Consider the following 26,755-nt stretch of genomic DNA (forward strand, 5'->3'; position numbering starts at 1 on the left):
AGGTCACCGGCTTTCTGGGGCCCAACGGCGCGGGCAAGTCCACGACCATGCGCATGATCCTCGGCCTGGACGCCCCCACCCGCGGCCGGGTCACCGTGGCCGGCCGCCCGTATGCCGAGCACCCCGCCCCGCTCACCGTGGCCGGCGCCCTTCTGGAGGCGAAGTCCATCCACAAGGGGCGGTCGGCGCTCGGCCATCTGATGGCCCTCGCGCACACCCACGGCATCCCCCGCCGCCGCGTCGAGCAGATCCTCGACCAGGTCGGGCTGCGCGAGGCGGCGGGCAGGCGGGTGGGGGGCTTCTCGCTCGGGATGGGCCAACGGCTGGGCATCGCAGCCGCGCTGCTCGGCGACCCCGGCACGGTCATCCTGGACGAGCCGGTCAACGGCCTCGACCCGGAGGGCGTGCGGTGGATCCGTACGCTCCTCAAGGAGCTGGCGGCCGAGGGCCGTACCGTCTTCGTCTCCTCCCACTTGATGAGCGAAATGGCGGTCACCGCCCAGCACTTGATCATCATCGGGCGCGGCAGACTGCTGGCCGACACCACCGTGGAGCGGTTCGTGCGGAGCGCGGGGGTGGGCGAGGTCAAGGTCGTCAGCCCCGAGGCGGCGCGGCTGCGTGACCTGCTGGCCGCGCCCGGCGTCGAGATCGCCTCGGACGCGCCCGGCACGCTCCGCGTCACCGGCGCGGACGGCGAGCGCATCGGGAGCGCCGCCGCGCGCCACGGCATCCCCGTCTACGAACTCACCCCGCACACGGCCTCCCTGGAGGAAGCCTTCATGGAACTCACCCGCGACGCCGTCGAGTACCGCGAGGGGGCCGCCGCATGACCGCCACGGCCGCATACCGAGTCACCCGCGTGCGCGTGCTGCGCTCGGAGTGGTCCAAGCTGTGGTCGGTGCGCTCCACGTGGATCGCGCTCGGTGCCACCGCACTGCTGACCATCGCCATCGGCGCGCTCATCGGGGCGAACTACAGCTCGGGAAACGGGGGCGGGATCACCGGGCCGGTGCAATTCACCCTCCTCGGCATCCAGTTCAGCCAACTGATCGTCGCCGTCCTCGGGGTCATGGTGACGGCCGGTGAGTACTCGACCGGCATGGTCCGCGCCACCATGGCGGCCGTTCCGCGCCGACTGCCGGTGCTGTGGGCCAAGGCCGCCGTCTTCGGCGCCACCGCCTTCGTCACGCTGCTGGTGACCACCTTCGCCACCTTCATGCTCGCCCAGACGTTCCTCAACGGCACCGACCAGGAGGCCGCGCTGACCGACCCGGGGATCGCCCGCGCCCTGGTCGGCGCGGCGGCCGGGATCGCCCTCATCGGGGTGATCTCGCTCGCGCTGGGCGCCGCGCTGCGCGGCGTCCCGGCCGGGATCGGCGCGTACATCGGCGGGGTGCTGATCCTCCCTGAGGTGGTGGGCATGCTGCCGTTCGGGGCGGCGGAGGACGCCGTCGCCTACTTCCCGTCCCGGAACCTGGAGGCCCTGATGACGACGGGCTCCGAGGCGGACCTGCTCTCCCCCGGGGCGGCGTTCGTGGCGCTGTGCGCCTGGGCGGCGGTCGCGCTCGGCGCGGCGGGGCTGCTGCTGCGCCGCCGCGACGTGTGACCCACACGCACCCCGGAGACCGAGCACCCCCGAAACCAAGCACCCTCGAAACCAAGCACCCCCGAAACCGAGCGACAGGGAGACCGAGCGCCCGATGACCTCCGAGTGGGCCCCCGGCACCCTGACGCTGACCCGCCGCTTCCACCTGGCCGTGCGGCGCGTACGGGACTTCGACGCCCGCCGGCCGCTGGTGTGGGACCTGCTGCTGACGGGCGTACTCGCCCTGGCCGCGCTGGCCGACCTCATCGGTGCGCGGTGGAAGCTGACGGCGTACGGGACGGATGTGCCGGGCTGGCTGCCGTGGCTGGTGAGCGCCGGATTCGTGCTCCCCGCGGCCTGGCGGCGGCGCAGGCCCCTCGCCGTCATGTGCGTGCTGGCGGTGCCGGGGTTCGTCGACTCCTGGACCGGGATCGCTCTGGAGGCCGGGGCGATCCGGATGGCGGTCCTGTACGGGGTCGCGGTGCGGCGGCCCTGGCCCGAGCTGGTCTGGGCGAGCGCGCTCGCCGCCGCCCAGATCACCGTCTCCGCCGTGCGGTGGCCGGAGGGCGACTTCGAACGGCAGCTCGTGCCGTACCTGATGACGTGCGCGGTCATGGTGCTCGCCGGCATCGCGGTCCGCACCCGCCGCGACTACACGGCCTCGCTGCTGGAGCGGGCCAGACAGCTGGAGGTGGAGCGGGACCAGCAGGCCCGGCTCGCCGCCGCGGCCGAACGGACCCGGATCGCCCGGGAGATGCACGACATCATCGGCCACCATCTGTCCGTCATCACCGGCCTGGCCGACGGCGGCTCGTACGCGGCCCGCAAGAACCCCGAGCGCGCGACACAGGCCCTGGAGGCCATCGGCGACACCAGCCGCGAGGCCCTGGGCGAACTGCGCAAACTGCTGGGTATGTTGCGGGACGCGACCGCCGATCTGGCCCCGCAGCCCGCGCTCGCGGACCTCGACCAGCTGCTGGGCCGGGTCCGCGAGGCGGGGCTGCCGGTGCGGGTGACCACCTCGGGCCGGGGCGGCGAACTCTCCCCCGGTCTGCAGCTCACCGTCTACCGCATCGTCCAGGAAGCCCTCACCAACACCCTCAAGCACGCCGGGCCCGGCGCGAACGCCGAGGTGACCATCGGATACGCACCGCACGGCGTCGACCTCGGCATCACGGACACGGGCTCCGGCACCGCCTCGGACGGCCCCGACGGCCCCGACGGCCCGGACGGCCCCGACGGCGGGCAGGGCATCCCCGGTATGCGGCAGCGCGCCGCGCTGTACGGCGGCACACTCGACGCGGGCCCGCTGCCCTCGGGCGGCTGGCGCGTACACGTACATCTACCGGCCGAGCGGAGCGGACAGCAGTGACCACAGTCGCGATCGCGGACGACCAGGCCATGCAGCGCTTCGGCTTCCGGATGCTGTTGGAGAGCCAGGACGACATGGCGCTGGTCGGCGAGGCCGAGACCGGCTCCGCGGCCGTACGGCTGTGCGCCGAGCTGCAGCCCGACGTGGTGCTGATGGACATACGGATGCCCGGCCTCGACGGCATCGAGGCCACCCGCCGTATCGTCGCGTCCGGCGGCCGCACCCGCGTGCTGATCCTCACCACCTTCGACCTCGACGAATACGCCCACGCCGGCCTGCGGGCCGGTGCGAGCGGCTTCCTCGTCAAGGACGCCCGCCCCGAGGAACTGCTCGCCGGCATCCGGGCCGTGGCGACCGGCGACGCGGTCGTCGCCCCGGCCCTGACCCGCCGCCTCCTCGACCGCTACGCCCACCACCTCCCGGCGCCGGACGCAAGCACGGCCGACGGCACCGACCCCCGCCTGGCGGCCCTCACCGGCCGCGAGCGCGAGGTGCTGACGGCGATCGGCCGGGGCTGGACGAACGGCGAGATCGCGCAGCGGCTGGTCGTCGCGGAGTCCACCGTCAAGACGCACGTGGGCCGCATCCTGGCGAAGATCGGCGGCCGGGACCGCGTCCAGGCGGTGATCTTCGCGTACGACACCCGGCTGGTCCGGCCGGAGTAGACGATCCATTGCCATGAGTGTCATGCACACATACAGTGAGTAGCCGTTGTCCTCCGTGGTACGCGATGGGAGAACTCATGGAGCGAGCCTGGGAGGCCGACCCCGCGGCCTCGTTCGAGCGGCGCCTGGGGAAGTCCGCCAAGGAGCTGAACGCCACCGGTGGCCGCGACGGCTGCCCCGACATCTGGCAGTTGGACAATGGAGACATCGCGGTGATCGGCCGGGACCTGACGGAGACGTACGCGGCCCGGCTGCCCGACGACGTCAAGATCGCCGCGGACGAGCGCCTGGTGATCCTGCCGGGTGCGATGCTGAGCTCGGCGAAACCAGATATTCCCGACGCTCAGCCCTGACGGTCTCCGCTTCCAGACGTCGCGCGGCGAGCGGCTTGTTCTGGACAACTACACGTCATCCGCAAGACACCGGCGAACGGGGCCCCGGCAACGGCTTGCCGGGGCCCTAGCGTCTGATCTGCTTAACGGTCGAACTCCCGCGACTTGACGTCCAGGAGGAACGCTTGCCATGCGTCACCCGTGAACGTCAGGTGCGGGCCGCTCCTGTCCTTGCCGTCCCGTATGGAACGGCCACCGATGACCGTTGGGGCGATTTCCACGCAATTACCCTCTTGCAGGGAGTAAGACGACTTACGGTAAGGACCAATAACCTCTGGGGTCATTTCTCTTCCTCGCTGCTCCGCAGTGCGCCCCGGATGAGTCGCGCACTCGCATCCGGGGCCAGTGCTGCCGATCGTAGTTGGTCAAAAGCGTTGGCGTAAGCACCGAGGTCGTCGGGGTCCTCAAGGACCGACGTACCACGCAGGTTTTCCATGGTCACGGCTTCAACCGCAGGGTCGGAGCCGAAGCTGAACGAAGAAAACGCAGAGATCGCCGCAAGCAATCCAGCCGCGAATGGCAGGACTTGAACGGTGACATTCTGCCTCTTGCTTACCTCGAGTACGGCGGACAGCTGTTCCCGGTGGATCGCAACGCTCACCAGCGGGTGAATGATCACAGGCTCCCAAACGATGGCCGTATACATGGCCCCTCCGGGCTCGATTTTCGCCTGCCGCGTCTCGCGTGCCTTCACCAGATGCGCCGCCCGTTCGGGATCAACACAATTTGGGCCCTCCGCAATAGTCGCCTCTGCGTAGGCGGCGGTTTGCAACAAACCCGGGAAGGCAGCGGATTGCCATTCGCGGATGAAGGTAGCGTCATCCTCAATCGCGATGTGTTCGAGATAGTCCTCGCGCAAGTGCGCCGCATGCTCGAGCCACCAACCGCGACGGTTGGCGTTCCTGGCCAAGTCCTCAAGCTTCGACCGCACTTCACCGTCTTTGACGCCGTAAGCGTCCAGCAGTAGGCGAATGTCGACAACGCGAGCGGTTACGTGGCCAGACTCAACGCGACTGATCTTGGCCGCCGAGGCTTCGAGCACTGCCGCGGCTTGCTGCTGATCCAGCTTTGCGGCAAGTCGGTACCGCTTGAGCGCTGCACCGAGTCGCCTGCTGCGCACGGTCGGCTTTCCCCCTGCGGGCATGGGTTCCCCACCTCTCTGCTGACTACCCAGCGCGACGATGAGCCCACTGTACGGCTCGACAACACGATAACCCGCCGCCGTGCAAGCTTGCATAGCTAGGAGTTGCGCAACGCATGCGCGCAGCCCTAACCTCTTGAACACGCGCCACTACAGAGCGCGAACTTGACGATGAGTCAGGGGGTAGCAGGCATGCCCACCGCCACAGCGGACCGCCGGGACACCTTTCGTGTCTCCAAGCACAAGCGCAGCGTCCCGGGTGTACGGACCCGCATACGGAAGACCCTCGCGAACTGGGGGATCAGCGGCGCTCTCGCCGACGACGTGACCCTGTCGGTTGACGAACTGGTGTCCAACGCCATCCGTCACTGTCGTGTGACGTTCGCTCTGATCGAGATCACCGTCTCCGTCCAGGATCGGGCCTTGCTCCTTGAGGTTTCCGACCCCGACAGAGACAAGATCCCCCAACTCCGGACCCCCGATCCCGACGAAGAGAGCGGACGCGGGCTGTACCTGGTCTCACAGCTGGCGGAAACGTGGGGCCACAGGCACGAGCAACACAGCAAATGCATCTGGGCGCGTTTTGTGATCAGGGAAGAGGTCACGTGCACCGACTGACGTACGCCGGAGACGAGGAGATCTGCCGCACCAGGACGCAGGCGATACGGGCCATGGCCGGAGCGATCTGCCCGTGACGCGGCATGACTTCACCGCGTAACGGGTCGCAAGAGGACTCCCAGCACGCGCCCCAGTGGCGGCTTGGTTCGAGCCCCGCGCAGGGGTCCCGTAACTCCACAGGCGGGGCCCCTGCGTCCCCACACAGAAGCGCCCCAGGACAGCAGGCAGGCCGTCCCGGGTTAACCAGCCGACAGACAGGAGCTGTTGACCTTGTTAGAGAATGTCGCCCGATTCCGCGCGTGGGTGGTGACCTTCTGGCCGACCCGCCCCCCGCGCGGAAAGCACAAGCGGGGCGCCCAAGCGCCCGCCGGCCAGCCGGAACCGGTAGTCGTGCGCGAGCCGTCGGCGCCCGAGGTATGGCTCCCCTGCGTCGCCGCCGGGCGAGGATGCCGCGCGGCACGACGAGCCCAGCACCCCTCAGCACCGCCAACGGATTGGGTGGACACAGGGCCGCTCGTACGGGCCCACGTGATCGAGCACGAACAACAACAGCACGCCCGCTCGCTCTGCCTGGGCATGGGCGGACAGACCACCGGCCTGACGGGGGTACGCCCATGACCGAAGACGCTCGGGCGAACGACGACGCTTCCGCAGCCGCACGGTCCTACCGGGCGCTGACCGCCGAGGCCGCGACGCTGTTCCGGCTGCTCGGTCTCCATCCGGGACCGGCCTTCGGAGTGCCGGCCGCCGCCGCGATCGCCGGCCTCAGCACCGCCCAGGCCCATCGCCTGCTGGACTCTCTCGCCGGGGCCCATCTGCTGGAACAGACCGCGCCCGACCGCTACGAGTTCCATGACCTGCTGCGCGCCTACGCGACCGACCAGGCCCAGTACGAGGAGGCCCCCGAGACCCGCGCGGCCGCGGTGCGCCGGATCCTCACCTGGTACGTACACGCCGCCGACGCGGCCCAGGGGTGGATCAATCCGGGAGAGGCGCATATCCCGCTCACCCCTCTGGACGCCGGTGTCGCCGCCCTGACCTTCGACGGCTACGAGCAGGCCATGGCCTGGTACGAGCTGGAATCGGCGAATCTGATGGCCGTCGCCCGCGAGGCGGAGGCGGCGGGGCTGGACGAGATCGCCTGGCAGTTGGCGGCCGTGCTGCGCAGCGTGCACATGCTGCTCAACCCGTTCGAGGACTGGCTGGCCATGGGGCATATCGGGTTGCGGGCCGCGCGGCGGCTCGGTGACCGTGGCGCCGAGGCCGAGATCCTGGAAAGCCTGGGCATGGCCTGCACCCAGTCCCACCGGCTGTCCGAAGCGGCGGACTTCCATGAGGGCGCCCTCGCGATCCGCCGCGAGCGCGGAGACCGGCTGGGCGAGTCGCTTTCGCTCAACGACATCGGCCTGATCCGCCTCAGGGAGCGGCGGTTGAGCGATGCGAAGAGCCGTTTCGACGAGGCGCTGACAATCTTCCGGGAGATCGGCGCCCCCCAGTGGGAGGCCGTCGCCCTGGCGAACGCCGCCGAGGTGGCGTACGAACTCGGTGCGGCCGAGCGGGCCCGTGACCTCGCGCAGAGCGCCCTGGAGATGTTCCGCGCGCTGGACAACAAGGGCGGACAGGGCAATGTCCTCCGGCTGCTCAGCGCCGCCCGTCTGGAACAGGGCGAGCCCCAAGAGGCTCTTGGATATGCGCGGCAGGCGGTGGACATCGCGGTGAGCCATCGCAACACCATGTGGGAGGGGTACTGGCTGCTCACTCTGGGGCGGGCCCAGCAGGCCACCGGCCATGCCGAGGACGCCCTGGCCTCGTACCAGCGGGCAGCCGTCCTCCAGCGGCGGCTCGGTGACCGCTCACGCGAGGCGCGAGCCTGGCAGGGCACGGGAGAGGCGTACCAGCAGCTCGAACGGTTCGACGAGGCGGCCGACTTCCACCGCGGCGCGGCGACGACGCATCGCGACCTGAACGACGACTGGCGGTTGGCCCTGGCGCTCGACGGGCTCGCCGGTGCGCTGGACGCGGCGGGCCGCACCGACGAGGCGCGCACGCACTGGTCCGAGGCGCTGACCCTGACGGCCGGATACGAGGACTCGCGGGCCGCCCAACTCCACGCCCGGATCGGTCGCGCCCTCGGTCGGGCGTGACTGGCTACTCCGGTCGCTCCACGGCCTGCGACTCGACGATCCCAACCGGGCGGGCGGGCACCTGATCCTCGATACGGGCACGGCGGCGGGTGCGCGCGCCGTGCTGCGGATCTCCAACACCGGCCGGGAGATCCCGCCCGACGAGGCGCAGACGCCGCTGGAACGGTTCGTGCACGGGCAGGGGACCCGCGTCCGTACCGACGGACTGGGACTGGGACTGTCGATCGTACGCACGGTCACGCTCGCCCACGGGGGCCGGATCTCGGTCACCGCCCGGCCCGGCGGCGGCCTCGACGTCACCGTCGACCTCCCGCGGAGCCCGGCGGAGGCGGATCAGCCGGATCGATGACGCGTTGTGGTCACGGCGTCGAGGACTTCAGGCGTCGTCCAGGAGGTCGTTCGCTGCGCGGTGGATCTTCGTCAGCGCGCTGAGCAAATGGCGCCGTTCGTCGTCGGTGAGGTCCGCGGTCACGGCTTCCTCCATGCGTCGGCGTTCCTGCTCGACCGGTTTTTGCAGGGCGCGTCCGGCGTCGGTGAGCCACAGCCTGACCAGGCGGCTGTCCCGGTCGTCGGGGCGCCGGGTGAGCAGGCCGGTGGCGGCCATGCGGGTGGCCATCTTGGTGACGGTGGGGGTGGTGACGTGGAGCGCCGCTGCGATTTCGCCGGGGGTGCGGCCGTCGTGTTCCCAGAGGGCCGCGAGGAGGTGGTTCTGGCCGAGGTGGAGGCCGTGCTCCCGCATGCCGCGCTCGGCCAGGGCCCGCAGGGTCTTCGACGTCTTGCTGTGCAAGTCCAGGAACTCGGGCATCGCGGCCTTTCGGTGAGGTGACGTACGGGACGGGCACCCGACGCCGTCCGTCGATCGTTTGACGGCTAATCATTTCCCGGCTAACGTCCGACCCGGTGAACTCGTTAACCGGCAAATGACCGAAGGAGTGCCATGCTACTGCTCACCGGAGCCACCGGAAACGTCGGCCGCGAACTCGTCCGCCAACTCGACGCACAAGGCACCGACTTCCGTATCCTCCTGCGCGACCCGGCCCGCGCCGCAGACCTGCCCCAGCGGGCCGAACGCGTCGTGGCCGACCTGGACAAACCGACGACACTCACCTCCGCCTTCCACGGCGCGGACCGCCTGTTCCTGCTCACCCCGGGCATCGGCACCGCCCACACCGCGCACGCCGTCGCAGCCGCACGGGCCGCCGGAGTGCGCCACATCGTGCACCTGTCCTCCTTCAACGTCCTGGGCGACCCCATGCCCGCCATGGGCCGCTGGCACCACGAACGCGAAAACCTCGTCCGCGCCTCCGGCATCCCGGCCACCTTTCTGCGACCCGGCGGCTTCATGACCAACGCCCTGGACTGGCTGCCCACCCTCCGCGAAGCCGGCTACGTCCTCGACCCCATCGGCCCCGGCCGCTACGCGCCGATCGACCCCGCGGACATCGCCGCGGTGGCCGCCCTCGCCCTGACCGAGGACGGCCACCAGGGCGCGGAGTACGTCCTCACCGGCGCGGAGACGTTCACCGTCACCGACCAGGTCCGCATCCTCGCGGAAACGACCGGGACCGCCATCGAGGTCCGCGAGGTGGCCACAGCGGCCGAGGCGGTACGGTCCCGATTCCCCCACGGAGCGCCGCCGGCCCTCGCCGAGGCCCTCGTAGAAGGGTTCACCCTCATGCGCGCCGACACCGCCGGACTCCGGACGGACACCGTCGAGAAACTCCTCGCCCGCAAGCCACGCACCTTCGCCGCCTGGTGCGCCGCACACGCGGACGTGTTCCGGCAGGCGCTCGGCGCCTGAGCACCCATCAGGGCCCTCGTCTTGACGTCAGGTGGCACCTTCCGCCGGCACCGAGAACAGGGGGCGGAAGTAGGAAGGGTCCGCCCTCTCCTCGACCATGCGTCCCTCAGCCTCCACCCACGCATGGGCGCCGAACGGCAGGCGGGCCCGCACCCCCACCGTCCAGGTGGGCCAGGTGCCGCGTGCCCGGCCCGGCACGGCACGGCACGGCAGGACGGTCGCCAGTGAACGAGGCAGGCACCCTTCGTCGCCGGCGCAGCGGAGGCTGACGGCTACTACGGCCTCCCGGGCGGCGCGGGCCTCGGCGTACGTGGCCGGGCGGGCGCCCTTGCGCAGGCGGGTCAGTATGGCGCGTGGTGCGTGATCGACAGGGAATCACGCGGCCCACTGCGATTCAAGATTCACGATCAACCGTCCTGCCATGAATATTCCGGAACGCCCCCTCTTACTTTTGCCCCGCCCTCCCCACAGGGCACAGCTCCAGCCGATCTCCGCCCAGACGCGCTCGCTGGTTTGACGCCCCTTTAGCTAACCGCTATCTATTGGGGAGTCGCAGAGGAGGGTGGCCCGTGCAGGACGTGGTGCTGGCGCTGCTGGTCAAGGAGCCATCGCACGGGTACGACCTGCGCAGGCGGCTGGTGGCGGCGCTCGGGCCGTTGGGGGAGACGCTGAACGCGGGGCAGATCTATGTGACGCTCACCCGGCTCGAAAAGGCGGGCCTGGCCGTCCAGGAGCGTGAGGACGAGCCGGTGCGCGGCCCGCGCCGCAAGGTGTACGCGCTGACCGCGGCCGGGCAGGAGCGGGTGGCCGCATGGATGGCCGAGGACCCCGGGCCCAGAGCGGACGTGGCGGAGTTCCACCTGAAGCTGGTGGCCGCCGGCGAGTCGGGCCTGGCTGATCCGCTCGCGCTGGTGGACGCGCGGCGGCGGGAGCTGATGCGCAGCCTCGCCGAAGCCCAGCGCGCCGCCCTCGCTCACGATACGGGCTCGGAGGCCGGGCTGCTCCTGGAGGGCATCGCGCTCCGGTTGCAGGCCGATCTGCGCTGGTTGGAGGCGTGCGAGCGGACCTGGTCAGCCCGCACACCGGGTGGGAAAGGCAAAGGAATCGAATGACGAGAGACGGTCAGCGGGCCAGGGGCCGATCGCGGCGGAGGGATACGGACGACAGTCCGGGCGCGGGATCGGCCGGCCGCGGGCACGGTGAGGCGGCCGGGCCGGTGCTGCGCGCGGTCGGCCTGGCCCGGGTGTACGGGGAGGACGAGAGCGCGGTGTGGGCCGTCGATGGGGTCGACCTCGACGTTCCCACCGGGCAGACGCTCGCCGTGACCGGGCCAAGCGGCTGTGGTAAATCCACGCTGCTCCAGCTTCTCGGCGGACTTGACCGGCCTACGGAGGGCGAGGTGTGGCTCGGTGGGCGGCGCGTCGACGACCTCGGCGAGCGGGCGCTGGCCCGGCTGCGGCGCCGCGCCGTCGGGTTCGTCTTCCAGGCCTACCACCTGATGGACGAGCTGACCGCGGCGGAGAACGTCGAGCTGCCCGCGCTGCTCGCCGGCGTCTCACCGCGTACCGCCCGCCGCCGTGCCGCCGAACTCCTCGGTCACGTCGGACTCGCCGACCGGGCCCGGCATCTGCCCTCGGAGCTGTCCGGCGGGCAGCGGCAGCGGGTCGCCATCGCCCGCGCCCTGGTCAACAAGCCGCTGGTGGTCCTCGCCGACGAGCCCACCGGAAACCTCGACAGCGCCGCGACCCACGACATCCTCCGGCTCTTCGACGAGCTGCGCGCCGCCGGCCAGACCCTGGTCATGGTCACCCACGACGAACGCGTCGCCGCCACCGCCGACCGCATCGTCTCCCTGCGCGACGGCGCGCTGGCCGACGACACACCCCTGAACACCTCCCTGGACACCGAAAGCGGCAGCACACGGCTCGGCACGCTCTTGAGCTGGGAGGACTGACCGTGGGACATCTGCTGCTGATGTGGCGCCTGGTCCTGCGCGATATGCGCCGCCGTCCCGGCGAGGCCGTCATGTTCCTGCTCGCCGTCACCATCGCCGGCGCCAGCCTGACCCTCGGACTGGCGACCAACGACGCGGTGGTCACCGGGTACGAGAAGACCCGCGCGGCCACCGCGGGACCCGACATCATCGCCGCCACGACGGCCACGGACCCGTCCCGCGTGGCCGAAAGCCTCGCGGACGCGCCCGGTGTGGCCGCCCAGGCCGACCCGGTCTTCGCGTTCGACACCTACATCAGGGCGCACGGCCGAACCGCGCACTCCTCGGTCGAGGGGCGCGAGACCTCACCGTCCGCCGTGGACCGGCCGCTGGTGACCTCCGGCACCTGGGTGCGTCCCGGCGGCGCGGTGGTCGAGCGCGGCTTCGCGCAAGCACTCGGCGTACGCGTCGGCGACCGCGTCACCATCAGCGGACGCGGCTATCCGGTCGTCGGGACCGCGATCAGCGCAGCCACCTCGGTATATCCATGGAGCGACACCGCGCAGGGGCCCGGGCCGTCCGACTTCGGCGGCAGAATCTGGCTCACCTCCGCCGACACCCGCGCGGCGGCGGGCGACGAGCCCAGTGTCCACCTGATCCACCTGAAGCTGACCGATCCCACCGCGACGAAACGATGGCAGGACACCGTGTTCGCCGGCGACCGCGAGGTCGACTCCTCGGTCAGCGTCCACTACTGGCAGGACGTCCTCCAGACGGACCTGGCCATGATCAAGGACATCCAGCCTGCCCTGGTCGTCGGCGGCTGGCTGCTCGCTGTCGCCGCGATCGTCACCCTCGCCGCGCTCGCCACCACCCGCGCCGCCCGCGACAACCGGCGGGCCGCACTGCTCAAGGCCGTCGGCGCCGGACCCGCCACCGTCACCGCCGTCCTGCTGGCGCAGTACCTGCTGCTGACCCTCCTGGCCACCACGCTCGGACTGACCGCCGGGACGCTGGCCGCACCCCGCCTGGTCGATCCCAGCGCCGGGCTGCTCAACACCGTCAGCCCTCCGGACTCCGACACCGTCACCGCCGCGATCTTCCTCGCCGTCATGGTCGCCCTGATCGGTGCGCTCGGCCCCGCCCTGCGCGCCGCCCGCACCAGCACCGTCCACGCCCTGGCCGACCCGGCGCACCTGCTCACGCGCCACCCGCACCTGAACGCCGTGACGGCGCATCTGCCCACCTCGCTGCTGCTCGGCATCCGGCTGCTCGCCCGCCGGCCCGGCCGCGCCGTCCTGGTCTCCGCCGGCACGGCCGCCACCACCCTCATGGTCACCGCCCTGCTCACCTGGCACACCGAACTCGCCGGGAGGCCCGACTTCAGGCGGTTCGGCCCCATCGAGGTGCGGGTCGACCTGACCGGCCACGTGCTGCTCGCCGTCACGCTCACGCTGGTGGCGCTGTCCACGCTCAACACCGTGCTCCTCGGCTGGAGCACCGCCGTACAGGCCCGGCGCGCCCTGTCCATCGCCCGTACCCTCGGCGCCACACCCGGCCAGGTCGTCGCGGCGCTCTGCGTCGCGCAACTCCTGCCCGCCGTGCCCGGAGTGGCGGTGGGTATTCCGGCCGGGCTCGGCCTGTACTGGTTCTTCGGCTCGCAGGTCACGCCCCCGGGACCGTGGCTGCTCACCGCCGCGCTCGCCGTCCTGCTGGCCATCGCGGTGTTGACCGCGCTGCCCGCATGGGCCCACACCCGCAGCCCCGCCGGGCGCGTCCTCAACGCCGAACCCGCCTGACGGACCCTTCACCCCCGCCTGCTCAGAGTCTGCGGATGTTCAGAGTTTGCGGACGATGATGCGGCCGGTGTCGCCGCCGGAGGCGACGAGTGTGCCGTCCGCGGAGATCCTGACCGTATAGGTGCGCCCCGTGCCCAGGTCTCCCGGGCGGCATCTGAAGATGGGGTCACTGTGGCGGGTAGCGGCGTCGACGATGTCGGTGTCCCTCCGCCGGCCGATGGCCAGGGTGGCGCCGTCGGGCGAGTACGCCCAGCCGTAGCAGGTGGCCCAGCGGTCGGTGCGGTACGGGTGCGGGAAGTGCCAGACGAGTTCGCCGGTCTCCAGGGAGTACGCGCACGGGCCCTCGGCGGACTCGGGGTTGGCGACCAGCAGCGTGTCGGCCGGGTCGAAGCCGATCGCATGCGGCTTGCGGTCCATCGGGATACGGCGCAGGACCGCATCCCGGTCGATGTCCCAGATCTCGACCTCGGTGACCTCGGGGTCGTCCTCCTTGTACCGGGACCCCTTGGTGAAGCACAGCGCCATGAGCTTCCCGGACGGCGAAAGCGCGCCTGCCCAGCAGCGCATGGCCGGCCTTTCCGTGGACGTCGCGAACACCTCGTTCCAGTCCTGGTCGAATGCGTCGAGTGCGTCGAGTGCGTCGAGTATGCGGACACGGTCGCCGGTGTCGAAGAGCAGCAGCCGCCGCCGGGCCGCGTCCCATGAAGGACGGGCACGGAAAGGGTTGAAGTCGGCGTCCTGGAACTCCCGGTACTGGGCGAGAATCCGGGTTTGACCGCTTGCTGGATCAAAGAGCCGCGTTTCCTCATTGAGCGCGTAGACGATGTGCTCACCGCCCGCGTCGAAGTGCACGGCGTGTACGAATGTCTGCCTCTTGCCCACTGGTTCGGCGTGGATCAGCCGGCGGTGCCCGGTGCCGACGTCGATCAGGTGGATCTCGGCGCCGTACGCGTCCTTGAGCATGGTGCCGACGGCGATGGTCCGGCCGTCCGGAGACAGGTCGAATGCTTGGGCGGAGCACCGGTTGGGGACCTTGACGTCGAGCACGACGGTGCCGCGCGCCGACTGGGCGGCGTCGGCGATGCAGGCGAACCCCTCCCGCAGCTTCTTCCAGCGCAGTTCCTCGAACTTCAGCTCTGCCTCGTGCTCGCTCGCGCACTCCGTCACGGTTTCCCGGGGCCGCCTTCCCTCCGTCCACGCCGAGCGGATCAGCCGCGAGCCCTCGACGGCGATCCGGTAGAACTTCACCTTTGCCGGGTCGGCCGACGACCTCATCGTTGTATCCAGACTGGTCATGGCAGATGAAGCTATCCGGCTGGGCTGACAGTCGAGTTGACTTCGCAATCAGATAACCGTTAGACATAGCCGCTAGCTGCGGAGGGTGAGAAATGCAGGACGCGTTGCTGGCGATGCTGGCCAAGGAGCCGGCCCACGGGTACGCGCTGCGCGCTCGGCTGCAAACGGCGCTCGGGCCGCTTGGTGCGGCGATGAACCCGGGCCAGGTGTACGTCACCCTGTCGCGGCTGGAGAAGGCCGGCCTGGTGGTGTGTGTCGATGCCGAGGGGGCGGCCGACCGCAAGGTCTATGAAGCCACCGCCGCCGGCAGGGAACGTGCGGCGCGGTGGTTTGCGGGGGCGGCGTGGCCGAAACCGGATCTGGCGGAGTTCCATCTGAAGCTGGTCGCGGCTGCCGCCAGCGGGATGGCTGATCCGGTGGAGCTCGTGGCGCTCCAGCGCCGGGAACTGATGCGTCGGCTGCGTGACGCTCAGCGGGCGGCGCTGGAGGAGCCCGGCGAACCCGTCGCCTCACTGCTGCTGGAGGGCGTCGTGCTGCGGCTCGAGGCGGACCTGCGCTGGCTGGAGACATGCGATCGGACATGGCGTGGGAACAGGTCGGACAGGGAGGACTCATGACCGGGGATGCGAGCGGCGCCGTGCTGCTACGAGTGTGCGGGGTGTCCAAGGAGTACGGCGAGCGCCAGAGCCTGGTGCGGGCGGTCGACAACGTCGACATGGCGGTGCGCGCGGGCCACAGCGTCGCGGTGATGGGCCCCAGCGGTTGCGGCAAGTCCACGCTGCTGCATCTGCTCGGCGGCATGGACCGGCCGACCCGTGGGGAGATCTGGCTGGCCGGCCACCGCCTGGATGTGCTGGGCGAACGGGCCCTGGCCCGGTTGCGCCGCGCGCATGTGGGCTTCGTCTTCCAGTCCTTCCATCTGATGGACGAGCTGTCGGCGGTGGAGAGCGTGGAGTTCCCCGCGCTGCTGGCCGGATGCGGGCGGCGCCGGGCCCGCCGCCGGGCCGTGGAGTTGCTGGAGCAGGTCGGGTTGGGCGACCGGGCGAACCACCTGCCGTCGGAACTGTCCGGGGGCCAGCGCCAGCGGGTCGCGATCGCGCGGGCGCTCGCCAACGCGCCCTCCCTCATCCTGGCCGACGAGCCGACCGGCAATCTGGACAGCGCGGCGACACGTGACGTGCTCCGCCTCTTCGAGAAGCTGCGGGTGGCCGGGCAGACGCTGGTCATGGTCACTCACGATCCGCGGACCGCCGCCACCGCCGACCGGTTGATCACCATGCATGACGGAGCCTTCGTCGACGACACGGCCCTCTCGCCGGCCCAGGCACCGGCTGCCTCCCTGATCGATCTGGAGGGCTGACCGATGGGGCGCCTTGTCCTGATAGCCCGTCTCGCACTACGCGGCCTGCGCCGCCACCTGCTGCCGTCCGCGATCCTGGCGCTGGCCGTGACGACCGCGTGCGCCGCCTTGGCGCTGGGGCTGACCCTGCGGGACGCGGCAGGGCAGTCGTACGTGCAGATCCGGGCCGCGACCAACGGACCGGACGTGATAGCCATGCCGATCAGCATCGGTGACACCGCGCTGGACGACCTGGACCCGCTGTTCCGCCTCCCGGGGATCGCCGAGCACAGCGGCCCCTACCCCGTCGTCTTCCCCATGATCAAGGCACACGGGCTGACGGTCCAGGCCGTGGCGGAGGGCCGCGACACGACCCCGGACGCCATCGACCACCCCCAGCTGACCCAGGGCACCTGGGTGCGTCCCGGAGGCGCGGTGGTGGAACGCGCCTTCGCCCTCGCGCTCGGCGTGCGCACCGGCGACCGCCTCACCGTCGCCGGGCGGACCTTCACGGTCACCGGCATCGCCCTCACCGCCGCCACCGGGCCCTACCCGCACGCCCAGTGGTCCCCCCAAGGAGGCGGCCCCTCCGCCAGCGCCGGGTTGTTCTGGCTCACGCAGGCCGACCTGCGCGGCCTCGCCACGCCCGAGCTGCCCCTTTCCTACACCGCCCATCTGAAGCTGACCGACCCCCAGGACGCCCGGGCATTCGCGGCCTCCCCGGCCGTCAAGGCCATCGAGGTGAACGTACGCACCTGGCAGTTCCTCACCGACGACGCCGTCGGCCTGCGCACCGTGCACGACGCCATTACGGTCGGCAGTTGGCTCCTGGTCGCCCTTGCGCTGGCCGGCGCGAGCAGCCTGGTCGCCGGCCGTATGGCCGAACAGACCCGCAGGGTCGGACTGTTCAAGGCGGCCGGCGCCACCCCGGGCCTGGTGGCCGCGGCGCTGCTGGCCGAACACCTGGCCCTCGCGCTGGTCTCGGGCGCCGCGGGCCTGGGTCTTGGCTGCCTGCTCGCCCCCGTACTCAGCGACCCCGGCGGCGGACTGCCCGACACCGGGCTGCTCGACACCGGGCCGGCCACCCCGTCCGCCGGCACCGTCGCAGCCGTGGCCATCACCGCCCTCGCGATCGCCGCCGGCGCGGCCATCGGTCCGGCGTGGCGGGCTGCCCACACGACCACCGCCCATGCGCTCGCCGATCCGGCCCGCGCGCCCCGACCGCACTCCGCGCTCACCGGCGCCGCCGGCTGGCTGCCCATCCCGCTCATGCTCGGACTGCGCCTCGCCGCCCGCCGCCCCCGACGCGCGCTCCTCACCGCGGTCAGCACCTTCACCGTCACCACCGGGCTCTCCGCGGCCCTGACCTTCCACGCCCAGCCGCCGTTCCGGCTCGACCTGGGAGCGTCCACCCTGCCCGATCCGCCCAGGGTGCTGACCGATCACATCGTCCAAGGCGTCATCGTCGCGCTGATCGTGCTCGCCGCGGTCAACGCCGCCGCCACCGCCTGGAACGCCGCCCTCGACGCACGACGCCCCCTGGCCGTCGCCCGCACGCTGGGCGCCACTCCGGGGCAGGTCACCATTGGACTGATCGCGGCCCAGTTGCTGCCGGCCCTGCCCGCGGCCGCGCTCGGCGCCCCTGCCGGTATGGGCCTGTGCGCGCTCCTCCAGGCCGGCCCCCAGGCCGTGATCCTGCCCTCCTCCGCGCAGACCGTTGGCATGATCGCCGCGACGCTGCTCGTTCTCGCGGCGCTGACCGCGGCCCCGGCCCGCCTCGGCGCCCGCCACCCCGTCCACAAGGCCCTGAACAGCGACTGAAGCCTCACGGGTTCGACCCGGGGTTGAGGGTTGTCCGCTCATCGGCCCCGGGTCGCGGACCGCGGGCGGTGAAAAGTCTCCGGAGTCAGTTCAACGAAACACTCGAATACATGAACTCCCCAGACATCAAACCGCCCGGGGCGGAGCCTGCCGTCGAGACCCACAACAGCGAGGGAGACCGCACCCGCGCACCGCGGCGGTGGTGGACTCTGCCGGCGGTCAGCGCGGCCCAGCTGCTCGTGGTCCTGGACGGGACAATCGTGAACATCGCGCTGCCCTCCGCGCAGAGCGCGCTGGGCATGTCCGATGCGAGCCGGCAGTGGGCAATCACGGCGTACGCCCTGACCTTCGGCGGGCTGCTGCTGATCGGCGGCAGGGTCAGCGGCGCGCTCGGGCACCGGCGTACGTTCATCATCGGCCTGGTCGGCTTCGCCGCCTCGTCCGCGCTGGGCGGGGCCGCCGTGAACCCCGGGATGCTCTTCGGCGCGCGGGCGCTGCAGGGTGTCTTCGCCGCCGCGCTCGCGCCCGCCGGGTTGTCGTTGTTGACCACGACGTTCACCGATCCGCGTGAACGGGGCCGGGCGTTCGGTGTGTTCGCCGCGGTCGGTGCCGCCGGGTCGGCCCTCGGGCTGGTCACCGGGGGGCTGCTGACCGAGTACGCGAGCTGGCGGTGGTGCCTTTACATCAACGTCCCCATCGCCCTGTGCGCCGTGCTCGGCACGGCGGTTGTGCCGGCGGACCGCCCGATCCGTGGCGGCGGGCGGCTCGATGTCGCGGGCGCGCTGCTCAGCGCCGCGGGCTTCGGCGCTGTGGTGTACGCCTTCAACGAGGCCGAACCGCTCGGCTGGGGCTCACCGAAGGTGTCGGCGCTGCTGGTCGGCGGCGTCCTGCTGCTGGCCGCGTTCGCCGCCGTCGAGGTGCGTGCCCAGCACCCGCTGCTGCCGATGCGCGTGCTCTTGCACCGCGCCCGCGCCGGTTCGCTGGTCTCGATCACCCTGATGTTCGTCGCGATGTTCGGCTTCTACCTGTTCATGAGCTACTACACCCAGACCGTCCTCGGCTACTCGCCGGTCCAGGCGGGCCTGACGCTCCTCATCAACGCGCTGGCCGCCCTGCTCGGCTCCACGCTCCTCACCGGCCGGCTGCACGGACGCGTCCCGCCCGCGATGCTGATCCTGCCCGGGCTGGTCGCCGCGGCCGCCGGGATGCTCGTCCTGACCCGTTTGACACCGCAGAGCGCACACGTCCTGCCGCTGTATCTCGTACCCGCCCTGGTGCTCACCGGCCTCGGCCTCGGCAGTGTCATCACCTCGACCGCCGGGCTGGCCACCGCGGACGTGGCCCCGTACGACATCGGAGCCGCGTCGGCCGCCTACAACGCCTCCCAGCAGCTGGGAGCCGCGCTCGGCACCGCGCTGCTCAACACCATCGCGACCAGCGCCGCCGCCTCATACCTGGCATCCGAAGGCCACGCCACGCCGACCGGGGCGTCCGTGCACGGTTACACCACCGCCCTGATGGTCGGCTTCGGCATCCTCCTCGCCGCCGTATGCCTCACGGCGCCCCTGATCCGGACCCGCGCGGCGCGACCGCCGTCTCCGCGTCCGTAGGGCCCGATCAGCCCTGGATGCAGAAGACGAGCAGGTCCATGGTGTGGCCGTACTTCAGGGCGGTCTGCCACTCCTCGTGCTCCACATTGAGCTTGTCGATGAGGAGTTTGGCGTCGTGGGAGAAGCGGTGGTCCATGCGGTCGAGCACGGCCGTGTAGGCGTCAGCGACGGTCTTGGCCTTGTCGAGCGGGAGGTAGCCGATGGCCGGGTAGCCGTCCATGGGACTCGGGACGGGGAACGGGAGCAGGTCGGGGAAGTCCGCGAACAGGAAACCGTACGGCAGCAGGTCGGCGGGGACTCCCAGCGCACGGAGTTCGTCGTCCATGAGGCCGAAGAAAGTGGACGGTTTGGAATAGACGCCCACGTCGACGGGGTCGGATCCGATGCACTCGATGACGGCCAGCAGGGCGGCGTAGTACGCGTAGCCGACGTACTCGCCCTCCGCATCGGCCCGGCCCATGATGAGGTGTTCCAGGGCCTCGGGGACGGTGAGGCCCCAGTCGATTTGCTGGTAGTCGATGCGGCGCTGGACGCCCCGCGCCCACTCGCGCATGGTGTCGTGGATCTGCTGCTGCTGGGCAGTGAACTCGCCGCCTTGCATATAGGCGAGAGTCCGGCTCAGGGTGACCGTCTTCATGGTGATCACATGGCTCATGCGGCCATGGTCGCAAGCCCTGCCGGGGGTGGTTCGGGCGGCACCGAACTTTTCCGGTCCTAGCGTCGGGCCATGACGCACAGGACGCACACGACGCATGAGTTCAACCGCTTCGCGGACGTACGGGCGGCGCTCGCCGACCCGGCGCTCGTCCCGGAACTCCCGGCTACCGATGGGGCTTCGGCCGGGGGGCCGGCCGGGGCCAGTGTCGCCTGGCTGCGGGCCACCGTGGCCCGGTTCAGCTCCGGTGAGCCGCATCGGCGGCGGCGGGCTCTGGTGGAGGCCGAACTGGCCCGGCTGGAGCCCGCCTCGCTGTGGCGGGCGGTGGCGACCGGGCCCAGAGGGGAGGTCCGGGTGCGGGTGGTGCGTGCCCTCGCCGAGGCCCTGGGGCTGCCGGAGCCCGGGGCGGTCGCGGAGGCGGTGACCGTGGTGGCCGGGGCCTACTTCGGGGGTACGGACGCGGCCGCGGACGAGGCAGTGGCCCGGCTGGTGGCGCGGCTGGCGTCGGCCAGTGCCGATGAGGCCGCTCTGGAGGCCGTCGCCAACCGCATCGGGCTGCTGGTGCAGGCATGCGATGCGACGGCCGCGCTGGTGGAGTCCTGCGCGGGGGCCGCATTGGCGGAGGCGGCGGGCGGCGACGTACCGCCGGCCCGGGTGCTCCGGGAGGATCCGCCGGTACGGACCATGCGCCGGATCGCCGCCCGCGCCACCCGGGTCGCCGGCCGGGAGATCGCCGAGGGCGATGTGGTGCGACTGGACCTCGCGACCGCCCAGCGCGCACACCCCGTGCCCCTCACCTTCGGCGCACCACCGCGGGTCTGCCCCGGCCGGGCCCACGCCCTCGCCCTGGCCGACGGACTGCTCCAGCGCCCACTGACGGCCTTCGCCCGGCTGCACCACCAGGCCGCCACCCCGCTGCTGCTGCCCAACGCCTGGGACTACGCCTCCGCCGCCGCCCTGGCGGCGCGGGGCTTCCCGGCGGTCGGCACCACGAGCCTGGGCGTGGCCGCGGCCACCGGCCTCCCGGACGGGGCGGCCGCGACCGTGGACGCGACCTTGGCCCTGGCCCGCAGCCTCGGACGGGGCTCCTTCCTGTTCACCGTCGACGCCGAAGGGGGCTTCAGCGACGACGTGGCGGAAGTGGCCGCGCTGGCCCACGAGCTGTACGACGCGGGCGCCGCGGGGATCAACCTGGAAGACGGCCGGGCGGACGGCACCCTCGCCCCCGTGGAGCTGCACGCCGCGAAGATCGCCGCGGTCAAGGCCGCCGTACCCGCGCTGTTCGTGAACGCCCGCACCGACACCCACTGGCTCGGACGCCAGGAGGACGAGACCGCGGCGCGCCTCGCAAGCTATGAACAGGCCGGGGCTGACGGGGTGTTCGTACCGGGGCTGTCGGATCCGGACGGGATCGCCTCGCTGACGGCGGCCCTCCTCGTCCCGCTCAACATCCTGTACACGCCGACCGGGCCCACGCTCGCCGAGCTGGCCGCGCTGGGCGTACGCAGGGTCAGCCTCGGCTCGCTGCTCTACCGCAGGGCCCTGGCCGCGGCCGTGACCGCCGCGACCGCCGTCCGCGACGGCCGGCCGACAGACCTCACGGCCCCCTCCTACGCGGAGGTACAGGCGCTGGCGGAGCCCTGATGTCACCGTGAATCCGCCGTCCCCGGGGGATGGTTACTGTGCAGGCATGTCCGAGACCTCTGGCCAACTCTCGTTCGACACCAACACCGACACCGGCACAAACACCGACGCCCAGCAGCCGCCTTCGGCACCGTCCGCCGCGTCCGCCGCGGTGCCCGGGCTGCGCTACATCGCCGACTGGCTCGCCCCCGATGCCGGTACGGCCCTGCTCGCGGGGATCGATGCGGCGTCATGGTCGGCGCAGCTGAAGCGGCGCGTACAGCACTACGGCCATCGGTACGACTACGGCCGCCGCGCCGTGGCCGCCGATACGTCGCAGGCGACCGCGCCGCCGCTTCCGGTGTGGGCCCGGGAGCTGGCCGCCCGGCTGGTGGACGAGGGGTTGATGGACCGGGAGGCGGACCAGGTGATCGTCAACGAGTACCGGCCGGGGCAGGGGATCAGCGCCCACGTCGACTGCGTGCCGTGCTTCGGCCCGGTCGTCGCCGCGATATCCCTGGGTTCCAGCTGTCTGATGGACTTCACCAACCCCAACCCCAAGCCCAACCCCAACCCCGACGACGGCACCAAGCTGGCGGTGCCGCTGGCGCCGGGCAGCCTGCTGGTCATGGCCGGTCCGGCCCGCTACGCCTGGCGGCATGCCATCGCCGCGCGCAAGAGCGACCCCGGGGCGGCCGGACGGGTCCCTCGTGGTCGCCGGGTGTCGGTGACGTTCCGCACGGTCCTGCACACAACTCAATAACCCGGCGGCAACTCCGGCGGCGGCCACCGGTGTAACGGTTGGCCGCTGCCGCGCCAAGTAGCGGGTGAAGGGACCACCGACCACGTTGGAGGAACGGGTGCCCTTGATACCCGAACGGGCCGCCGTGCCCGAACGACATGCGAGCCGGGCCGCGCCGCCCCGGCCGGACGCCGCCGGATTCGCGGTGTTCTACGAAGAGAACTTCGACGCCGTCCTCGGCTTTGTGACCCGGCGCACGACCTGCCCGCAGCTGGCCGCTGACCTCACCGCCGACATCTTCGTCGCCGCGCTGGAGGCCACCGGCCAGTACGACCCGAAGCGCGGGGCGCCCGCCGCCTGGCTGTACGGCATCGCCCGCAACGTCCTGGCCGCCCACTACCGGGGCAGCGCCCGCGAACAGCAGGTTATGGCCCGGCTGAACGGGCGTCGGCTACTGGACGAGGAGGACATCGCCGCGCTGGAGGAGCGGATCGACGCGGAGCGGGCGGCGCGCGAACTGGTCGAACGGCACCGCGCGCTGAGCGAACCGCTGCGCGAAGTCCTCGATCTGGTGGCCGTCGACGGCCTCACCCCGCGCGAGGCCGCACAGGCCCTCGGGCTCAACCAGGCGACGGTACGGGTCCGCCTGCACCGCGCGAAGCGCGCGCTGCGCGCCGGACGCCCGCCCATCGCCGAACACACCGAACGTGCGGAACACACCCTGGAGGTTGTCTCATGAGCACGCCCACCCAGTTCAAGCGGCGCCTGGGCGCCGATCTGTCGGCCATGGCCACCGCCCCGGCTCCCGCCCCGGCCACCCGGACCCCGGCCCGCCGTCTTCGCCTCCCGCTCGCGGTCGCGACGGTGGCGACGGCCGCGGCGGCGGCGGTGGTCGTGCCGACGCTGAGCGGATCGGGCGGCTCGCCCGCGTACGCCGTGACCAAGAAGGACGACGGCTCGCTGGTCCTGCATCTGAACCGCCCCGAGGGCCTGCCCGGCCTCCAGCAGCAGCTGAAGAAGATGGGCGTACGGGCGGCTGCCCTGGAGGGGGACGAGAACTGCCCCACGGGCGCGCCGCCCCACGCCCCCTGGGCCACCGCGGGCTACGCGCTGACCTTCCCGTCCGAGCCCGGGAAGGCCGTGATCCACCCGGACATGATCCCGGACGACACCACCGCGTCGGACGGCCGGCGGGTCGCCGGGGCGACGCTGCTCATCGTGGCGGAGTTCGGCAAGGACAACGCGACCAAGGCGGTGTCGTTCCGGCTGGTGTCGAAGGTCCCGAAGTGCAGCGTGCCGGGGATCGGCGGCGGTCCGGACGCGCACGCCTGACGTATGACCTTCAGATCGCCCGGAAGTCCCGGACCGAAAAGCGCGGGGCGCGGCGGGGCGGGATACGGCCGGAGAGGAGGATCAGACGGGCGGCGCGGTGGCGCTGGCCGGCGTAGGGGGCCAGCAGCTGCAGCATCGCCGCGTCGTCGGTGCCGCGCTCGCCGGTGAGGGCATAGCCGATGATCTTCGGAAGGTGCAGATCGCCGACCGTGATCGCGTCCGGGGTGCCGTTGCTGCGCTGCAGCGTCTCGGCCGCCGTCCACGGGCCGATGCCCGGGATGGCCTGGAGCCGGGCCGAGGCCGCGGCGAGATCCATGGCCGTGGCCTCCTCCAGGCGCCGGGCGGCCCGTACGGCCCGCAGGATGGTCGACGAGCGCTTGGCGTCGACCCCGGCCCGGTGCCACTCCCACGACGGGATCAGCGCCCAGGCGCGCGGCTCCGGCATGACCCGCAGCCGCTCGGCGGGGCCGGGCGCCGGCTCGCCGTGGCGCTGCAGCAGCAGCCGCCAGCCCCGGTACGCCTCGTCGCTGGTGACCTTCTGCTCCAGGATCGAGGGGATCAGCGACTCCAGGACCAGACCGGTGCGGATCAGTCTGAGGCCCGGGTGGCGGCGGTGCGCCTGGTGCACCAGGCGGTGGCGTGGGGTGAAGGCGGAGGGGTCGTCCTCGGCGCCGAGCAGGACGGGCAGATGGTCAAGCAGCCAGTCCGCGCCCGGCCCCCACGCCTGCGCCTCGACCGCCTCACCCCGGCGTACGAGGCGTATCGTCCCCGCACCCTGAGGGGTGCGGCTGGCCCGCCAGATGGCGCCGTCGGCGGACACCTGGAACGCCGGGTCCCCGGGACCCCGCCGCAGCACGCTCAGGTTGCGCACGAGGTCGTACGGACCGGAAGGGGTCCAACTGCGGTGGGCGGGCACATCGCCAGCCTACGGCGCGCCTCCGACACGCCCGCACAAGCCCTCGCTGGACCTCACTGGTCCGACGAGAAGCGCACCGCCCCCGCCGGGATGTCCGCCCCGCACCACACCCGTACCCCGTCCCGCAGCTCGTTGTCCGGCCCCACCAGCGCACCGTCCCCGACCACCGCGCCCTGCAGCACCGTACGGGCCCCGATCCGGGCCCGCGCGCCGATGAGGGAGTCGCGGACCTGCGCGCCCTCCTCCACCACCGCGCCGGCCAGCACCGTGGATCCGTCGATGCTGGCGCCCGCGCCCACCCGGGCCGCGGGGCCGATGACGGTGCCGCCGGTGAGCTTGGCGTCGCGCGCCACCTGCGCGCTGTCCAGGATCAGCCGGTCGCCGCAGCGGCCGGGGACCGCCGGGGAGGGGGCGCGGCCCAGCACCAGGTCGGCGGAGCCGCGGACGAATGCCTGGGGGGTGCCGAGGTCGAGCCAGTACGTGGAGTCGACCATGCCCTGGAGGTGGGCACCGGCGGCCAGCAGGCCGGGGAAGGTCTCGCGTTCGACGGAGACGGAGCGGCCGGCCGGGATGGAGTCGATCACCGAGCGGTTGAAGACGTAGGCGCCCGCGTTTATCTGGTCGGTGACGATCTCCTCGGCGGTCTGCGGCTTTTCGAGGAAGGCGGTGACGCGCCCGGTGGCGTCGGTCGGCACCAGCCCGTACGCGCGTGGGTCGGTGACGCGGGTGAGGTGCAGGGAGACATCGGCGCCGGTGGTGCGGTGGGTGTCGACGAGGGCGCGTATGTCGAGCCCGGTGAGGATGTCGCCGTTGAAGATGAGCACCGGGTCGTCCGGGCCCGAGCGCAGCCGGGAGGCGACGTTGCGGATGGCGCCGCCGGTGCCCAGCGGCTCCTGCTCCGTCACGTATTCCAGGTGCAGTCCGAGTGACGAGCCGTCACCGAAGTACGGCTCGAACACCTCGGCCAGATACGACGTGGCGAGCACGATGTGCTCGACCCCGGCCGCGCGGGCGCGCGCCAGTTGGTGGGTGAGGAACGGGACGCCGGCCGCCGGGACCATCGGCTTGGGGGTGTTCACCGTCATCGGCCGCAGCCGGGTGCCCTTGCCGCCGACCAGGAGGATCGCTTCTGGCGTCGCTGGCGCTGTGGTCACGTATCGTCTCTGCTTCCTGCTGGGGCTCGCCGGGTCGGCGGCCAGTGTATGCAGACCCCGAGTACCCGGCCCGCGCCTGGTCAGCGGCGTTTGCGGTCGGCAACCCCCCGGTCGCCGACCGCGCGGTCAGCGGCCTTGCAGCCGGGCGGCCGTGCTGCGCACGGTGCCGAGCTTGGCGTACAGGGCGTTGCCGGGGCACTCGGTGTTGTAGCCGTCGCGGTGTCCGGAGATGACGCGCAGCTTGGCCTTGGTGCCCTTCTTGAATCTGTTGCCGCCGGCGGACTTCAGATGGGTGGTGCCGCTCGGGTTCCGGCCGAACAGGCCGAGCTTCCAGGCGGTGAGCTTGGCCACGGCCTTGACCGCCTTGGCGGCGGGCTTCTTGGAGGAGTAGGTGCCGAGCACCGCGATGCCCATGCTGTTCGTGTTGAAGCCGCGCGTATGCGCGCCCTGAACCGCCTTGGCCACGCCCCCGGATCTGCCCTCGTAGATGTTTCCGCACTTGTCGACGGCGAAGTTGTAGCCGAAGTCACGCCACCCCATGCTCTTCACGTGATAGCGGTAGATACTGCGCATCACGGACGGCACCTGCGAGCAGCTGTACGCGTTGCCCGTCACGGTGTGGTGGACGAAGGCGGCCTTGACGGTCTTGGTGTAGCGGTGGCCCTTCTCACGCAGCTTCTCGTCGGCGCCCCAGCCGGCGCGGGTGACGATACGGGGCCGCGGCGCGGTGTACGGATGGGCCGAGCTGGTGTTCGGCGGCTCCTCGGGGAGCTCCAGCGGGGGCGGGGTGGAGGGCTCCGGCTCCGGGGGCGCGGAG

The 26,755-nt window shown here is 71.7% G+C and carries 29 protein-coding genes; 20 read left to right on the top strand and 9 right to left on the bottom strand.

Features of this window, described 5'->3' with window-relative positions; all coding sequences use genetic code 11:
• From CCN51_RS10490 to CCN51_RS10510, 5 genes are all read left to right on the top strand, one after another.
• Window positions 1-830, top strand: an 830-nt coding sequence (locus CCN51_RS10490; protein WP_107425955.1) for an ATP-binding cassette domain-containing protein, incomplete at its 5' end; no start/stop codon positions are given.
• Window positions 827-1,606, top strand: coding sequence for an ABC transporter permease (locus CCN51_RS10495; protein WP_014177058.1), 780 nt, complete (start codon window positions 827-829; stop codon window positions 1,604-1,606). The genes CCN51_RS10490 and CCN51_RS10495, both read left to right, overlap by 4 nt.
• A 94-nt stretch (window positions 1,607-1,700) precedes the next feature.
• Window positions 1,701-2,957 carry a sensor histidine kinase gene (locus tag CCN51_RS10500; protein WP_014177059.1) on the top strand — a complete coding sequence of 419 codons (1,257 nt, stop codon included), beginning with the start codon at window positions 1,701-1,703 and terminating at the stop codon, window positions 2,955-2,957.
• On the top strand, window positions 2,954-3,622 hold the full coding sequence (locus CCN51_RS10505) for a response regulator (RefSeq protein ID WP_014177060.1): 669 nt from the start codon (window positions 2,954-2,956) through the stop codon (window positions 3,620-3,622). The genes CCN51_RS10500 and CCN51_RS10505 overlap by 4 nt, the downstream gene beginning before the upstream one ends.
• A gap of 77 nt (window positions 3,623-3,699) precedes the next feature.
• Window positions 3,700-3,975, top strand: coding sequence for a hypothetical protein (locus tag CCN51_RS10510; RefSeq protein WP_014177061.1), 276 nt, complete (start codon window positions 3,700-3,702; stop codon window positions 3,973-3,975).
• A 122-nt stretch (window positions 3,976-4,097) separates the two neighbouring features.
• Here CCN51_RS10510 and CCN51_RS10515 read toward each other — a convergent pair whose 3' ends face one another.
• The gene (locus tag CCN51_RS10515) at window positions 4,098-4,298 is read right to left on the bottom strand and encodes a DUF397 domain-containing protein (RefSeq protein WP_043487004.1); all 201 of its coding nucleotides are present in this window, start codon (window positions 4,296-4,298) and stop codon (window positions 4,098-4,100) included.
• A complete protein-coding gene (locus CCN51_RS10520) occupies window positions 4,295-5,158 on the bottom strand; it encodes a helix-turn-helix domain-containing protein (RefSeq protein ID WP_043487006.1) in 864 nt (287 codons plus the stop codon). Before CCN51_RS10520 ends, CCN51_RS10515 begins: the two co-directional genes overlap by 4 nt.
• Window positions 5,159-5,347: 189 nt before the next feature.
• Between CCN51_RS10520 and CCN51_RS10525 the strand changes: the two genes are divergently transcribed.
• From CCN51_RS10525 to CCN51_RS10535, 3 genes are all read left to right on the top strand, one after another.
• On the top strand, window positions 5,348-5,773 hold the full coding sequence (locus tag CCN51_RS10525; protein ID WP_014177064.1) for an ATP-binding protein: 426 nt from the start codon (window positions 5,348-5,350) through the stop codon (window positions 5,771-5,773).
• Window positions 5,774-6,387: 614 nt separating this feature from the next.
• Window positions 6,388-7,917: a tetratricopeptide repeat protein gene (locus CCN51_RS10530; protein ID WP_014177065.1), complete on the top strand. Its 1,530-nt coding sequence runs from the start codon at window positions 6,388-6,390 to the stop codon at window positions 7,915-7,917.
• A 64-nt stretch (window positions 7,918-7,981) separates the two neighbouring features.
• On the top strand, window positions 7,982-8,266 hold the full coding sequence (locus CCN51_RS10535; protein ID WP_338000818.1) for a sensor histidine kinase: 285 nt from the start codon (window positions 7,982-7,984) through the stop codon (window positions 8,264-8,266).
• Window positions 8,267-8,293: 27 nt separating this feature from the next.
• Here CCN51_RS10535 and CCN51_RS10540 read toward each other — a convergent pair whose 3' ends face one another.
• Window positions 8,294-8,722 (bottom strand): MarR family winged helix-turn-helix transcriptional regulator, encoded by a 429-nt coding sequence (locus tag CCN51_RS10540; protein ID WP_014177067.1) that lies wholly within the window; start codon window positions 8,720-8,722, stop codon window positions 8,294-8,296.
• A 132-nt stretch (window positions 8,723-8,854) separates the two neighbouring features.
• Between CCN51_RS10540 and CCN51_RS10545 the strand changes: the two genes are divergently transcribed.
• Window positions 8,855-9,718 (top strand): NAD(P)H-binding protein, encoded by an 864-nt coding sequence (locus tag CCN51_RS10545; protein WP_014177068.1) that lies wholly within the window; start codon window positions 8,855-8,857, stop codon window positions 9,716-9,718.
• 27 nt (window positions 9,719-9,745) lie between these two features.
• Here the strand turns inward: CCN51_RS10545 and CCN51_RS10550 are convergent, their stop codons facing one another.
• A complete protein-coding gene (locus tag CCN51_RS10550; protein ID WP_078610481.1) occupies window positions 9,746-10,066 on the bottom strand; it encodes a lasso peptide biosynthesis B2 protein in 321 nt (106 codons plus the stop codon).
• 221 nt (window positions 10,067-10,287) lie between these two features.
• On the opposite strand from CCN51_RS10550, the gene CCN51_RS10555 reads away from it, so the two are divergent.
• Genes CCN51_RS10555 through CCN51_RS10565 form a run of 3 tightly spaced genes read left to right on the top strand, consistent with a single transcriptional unit; the run spans window position 10,288 to window position 13,450 of the window.
• Window positions 10,288-10,830 carry a PadR family transcriptional regulator gene (locus CCN51_RS10555; protein WP_014177070.1) on the top strand — a complete coding sequence of 181 codons (543 nt, stop codon included), beginning with the start codon at window positions 10,288-10,290 and terminating at the stop codon, window positions 10,828-10,830.
• Window positions 10,827-11,672 carry an ABC transporter ATP-binding protein gene (locus tag CCN51_RS10560; protein ID WP_043487009.1) on the top strand — a complete coding sequence of 282 codons (846 nt, stop codon included), beginning with the start codon at window positions 10,827-10,829 and terminating at the stop codon, window positions 11,670-11,672. The genes CCN51_RS10555 and CCN51_RS10560 overlap by 4 nt, the downstream gene beginning before the upstream one ends.
• Window positions 11,673-11,674: 2 nt before the next feature.
• The gene (locus CCN51_RS10565) at window positions 11,675-13,450 is read left to right on the top strand and encodes an ABC transporter permease (protein WP_014177072.1); all 1,776 of its coding nucleotides are present in this window, start codon (window positions 11,675-11,677) and stop codon (window positions 13,448-13,450) included.
• Window positions 13,451-13,489: 39 nt separating this feature from the next.
• Here the strand turns inward: CCN51_RS10565 and CCN51_RS10570 are convergent, their stop codons facing one another.
• Window positions 13,490-14,746: a WD40 repeat domain-containing protein gene (locus CCN51_RS10570; RefSeq protein ID WP_238545383.1), complete on the bottom strand. Its 1,257-nt coding sequence runs from the start codon at window positions 14,744-14,746 to the stop codon at window positions 13,490-13,492.
• 92 nt (window positions 14,747-14,838) lie between these two features.
• On the opposite strand from CCN51_RS10570, the gene CCN51_RS10575 reads away from it, so the two are divergent.
• The 4 genes from CCN51_RS10575 (at window position 14,839) to CCN51_RS10590 (ending at window position 19,516) form a co-directional block, all read left to right on the top strand.
• Window positions 14,839-15,363 (top strand): PadR family transcriptional regulator, encoded by a 525-nt coding sequence (locus CCN51_RS10575; RefSeq protein ID WP_014177074.1) that lies wholly within the window; start codon window positions 14,839-14,841, stop codon window positions 15,361-15,363.
• Window positions 15,360-16,106 carry an ABC transporter ATP-binding protein gene (locus CCN51_RS10580; RefSeq protein ID WP_043487013.1) on the top strand — a complete coding sequence of 249 codons (747 nt, stop codon included), beginning with the start codon at window positions 15,360-15,362 and terminating at the stop codon, window positions 16,104-16,106. The genes CCN51_RS10575 and CCN51_RS10580 overlap by 4 nt, the downstream gene beginning before the upstream one ends.
• A gap of 3 nt (window positions 16,107-16,109) precedes the next feature.
• The gene (locus tag CCN51_RS10585) at window positions 16,110-17,906 is read left to right on the top strand and encodes an FtsX-like permease family protein (RefSeq protein ID WP_014177076.1); all 1,797 of its coding nucleotides are present in this window, start codon (window positions 16,110-16,112) and stop codon (window positions 17,904-17,906) included.
• A 110-nt stretch (window positions 17,907-18,016) separates the two neighbouring features.
• Entirely contained in the window at window positions 18,017-19,516 is a 1,500-nt protein-coding gene (locus CCN51_RS10590) for an MFS transporter (protein ID WP_014177077.1), read from the top strand.
• 7 nt (window positions 19,517-19,523) lie between these two features.
• Here CCN51_RS10590 and CCN51_RS10595 read toward each other — a convergent pair whose 3' ends face one another.
• Complete coding sequence (locus CCN51_RS10595) at window positions 19,524-20,171, bottom strand: DUF7691 family protein (RefSeq protein WP_043487014.1); 648 nt, start codon at window positions 20,169-20,171, stop codon at window positions 19,524-19,526.
• Window positions 20,172-20,243: 72 nt separating this feature from the next.
• Here CCN51_RS10595 and CCN51_RS10600 point away from each other — a divergent pair, with 72 nt between their 5' ends.
• From CCN51_RS10600 to CCN51_RS10615, 4 genes are all read left to right on the top strand, one after another.
• Window positions 20,244-21,815, top strand: a complete 1,572-nt coding sequence (locus CCN51_RS10600) for an isocitrate lyase/phosphoenolpyruvate mutase family protein (RefSeq protein WP_014177079.1) — start codon at window positions 20,244-20,246, stop codon at window positions 21,813-21,815.
• 46 nt (window positions 21,816-21,861) lie between these two features.
• Window positions 21,862-22,557: an alpha-ketoglutarate-dependent dioxygenase AlkB gene (locus CCN51_RS10605; RefSeq protein WP_014177080.1), complete on the top strand. Its 696-nt coding sequence runs from the start codon at window positions 21,862-21,864 to the stop codon at window positions 22,555-22,557.
• 97 nt (window positions 22,558-22,654) lie between these two features.
• Window positions 22,655-23,275, top strand: coding sequence for an RNA polymerase sigma factor (locus CCN51_RS10610; protein WP_238545384.1), 621 nt, complete (start codon window positions 22,655-22,657; stop codon window positions 23,273-23,275).
• Entirely contained in the window at window positions 23,272-23,868 is a 597-nt protein-coding gene (locus CCN51_RS10615; RefSeq protein ID WP_014177082.1) for a hypothetical protein, read from the top strand. The genes CCN51_RS10610 and CCN51_RS10615 overlap by 4 nt, the downstream gene beginning before the upstream one ends.
• Before the next feature lie 10 nt (window positions 23,869-23,878).
• On the opposite strand, the gene CCN51_RS10620 is transcribed toward CCN51_RS10615, so the two are convergent.
• The 3 genes from CCN51_RS10620 to CCN51_RS10630 all read right to left on the bottom strand — a co-directional run.
• Window positions 23,879-24,784: a DNA-3-methyladenine glycosylase family protein gene (locus CCN51_RS10620; RefSeq protein WP_014177083.1), complete on the bottom strand. Its 906-nt coding sequence runs from the start codon at window positions 24,782-24,784 to the stop codon at window positions 23,879-23,881.
• Between the two features lie 53 nt (window positions 24,785-24,837).
• A complete protein-coding gene (manB, locus tag CCN51_RS10625; RefSeq protein WP_014177084.1) occupies window positions 24,838-25,938 on the bottom strand; it encodes a mannose-1-phosphate guanylyltransferase in 1,101 nt (366 codons plus the stop codon).
• 126 nt (window positions 25,939-26,064) lie between these two features.
• On the bottom strand, window positions 26,065-26,755 hold a 691-nt coding region (locus CCN51_RS10630; protein WP_170061300.1), incomplete at its 5' end, for a peptidoglycan recognition protein family protein.

The organism is Streptomyces milbemycinicus (assembly GCF_002154605.1).
Classification (GTDB): Bacteria; Actinomycetota; Actinomycetes; order Streptomycetales; family Streptomycetaceae; genus Streptomyces; species Streptomyces milbemycinicus.

What these genes read in the sequence shown, in the direction of transcription:
- CCN51_RS10540 (WP_014177067.1), bottom strand. Translation starts at nt 8,722, where the DNA reads ATGCCCGAGTTCCTGGACTTGCACAGCAAGACGTCGAAGACCCTGCGG.
- CCN51_RS10595 (WP_043487014.1), bottom strand. Translation starts at nt 20,171, where the DNA reads ATGAGCCATGTGATCACCATGAAGACGGTCACCCTGAGCCGGACTCTC.
- CCN51_RS10520 (WP_043487006.1), bottom strand. Translation starts at nt 5,158, where the DNA reads ATGCCCGCAGGGGGAAAGCCGACCGTGCGCAGCAGGCGACTCGGTGCA.
- CCN51_RS10500 (WP_014177059.1), top strand. Translation starts at nt 1,701, where the DNA reads ATGACCTCCGAGTGGGCCCCCGGCACCCTGACGCTGACCCGCCGCTTC.
- CCN51_RS10580 (WP_043487013.1), top strand. Translation starts at nt 15,360, where the DNA reads ATGACCGGGGATGCGAGCGGCGCCGTGCTGCTACGAGTGTGCGGGGTG.
- CCN51_RS10600 (WP_014177079.1), top strand. Translation starts at nt 20,244, where the DNA reads ATGACGCACAGGACGCACACGACGCATGAGTTCAACCGCTTCGCGGAC.
- CCN51_RS10615 (WP_014177082.1), top strand. Translation starts at nt 23,272, where the DNA reads ATGAGCACGCCCACCCAGTTCAAGCGGCGCCTGGGCGCCGATCTGTCG.
- CCN51_RS10495 (WP_014177058.1), top strand. Translation starts at nt 827, where the DNA reads ATGACCGCCACGGCCGCATACCGAGTCACCCGCGTGCGCGTGCTGCGC.
- CCN51_RS10605 (WP_014177080.1), top strand. Translation starts at nt 21,862, where the DNA reads ATGTCCGAGACCTCTGGCCAACTCTCGTTCGACACCAACACCGACACC.
- CCN51_RS10575 (WP_014177074.1), top strand. Translation starts at nt 14,839, where the DNA reads ATGCAGGACGCGTTGCTGGCGATGCTGGCCAAGGAGCCGGCCCACGGG.
- CCN51_RS10585 (WP_014177076.1), top strand. Translation starts at nt 16,110, where the DNA reads ATGGGGCGCCTTGTCCTGATAGCCCGTCTCGCACTACGCGGCCTGCGC.
- CCN51_RS10590 (WP_014177077.1), top strand. Translation starts at nt 18,017, where the DNA reads ATGAACTCCCCAGACATCAAACCGCCCGGGGCGGAGCCTGCCGTCGAG.
- CCN51_RS10510 (WP_014177061.1), top strand. Translation starts at nt 3,700, where the DNA reads ATGGAGCGAGCCTGGGAGGCCGACCCCGCGGCCTCGTTCGAGCGGCGC.
- CCN51_RS10525 (WP_014177064.1), top strand. Translation starts at nt 5,348, where the DNA reads ATGCCCACCGCCACAGCGGACCGCCGGGACACCTTTCGTGTCTCCAAG.
- CCN51_RS10560 (WP_043487009.1), top strand. Translation starts at nt 10,827, where the DNA reads ATGACGAGAGACGGTCAGCGGGCCAGGGGCCGATCGCGGCGGAGGGAT.
- CCN51_RS10570 (WP_238545383.1), bottom strand. Translation starts at nt 14,746, where the DNA reads ATGACCAGTCTGGATACAACGATGAGGTCGTCGGCCGACCCGGCAAAG.
- CCN51_RS10545 (WP_014177068.1), top strand. Translation starts at nt 8,855, where the DNA reads ATGCTACTGCTCACCGGAGCCACCGGAAACGTCGGCCGCGAACTCGTC.
- CCN51_RS10530 (WP_014177065.1), top strand. Translation starts at nt 6,388, where the DNA reads ATGACCGAAGACGCTCGGGCGAACGACGACGCTTCCGCAGCCGCACGG.
- CCN51_RS10515 (WP_043487004.1), bottom strand. Translation starts at nt 4,298, where the DNA reads ATGACCCCAGAGGTTATTGGTCCTTACCGTAAGTCGTCTTACTCCCTG.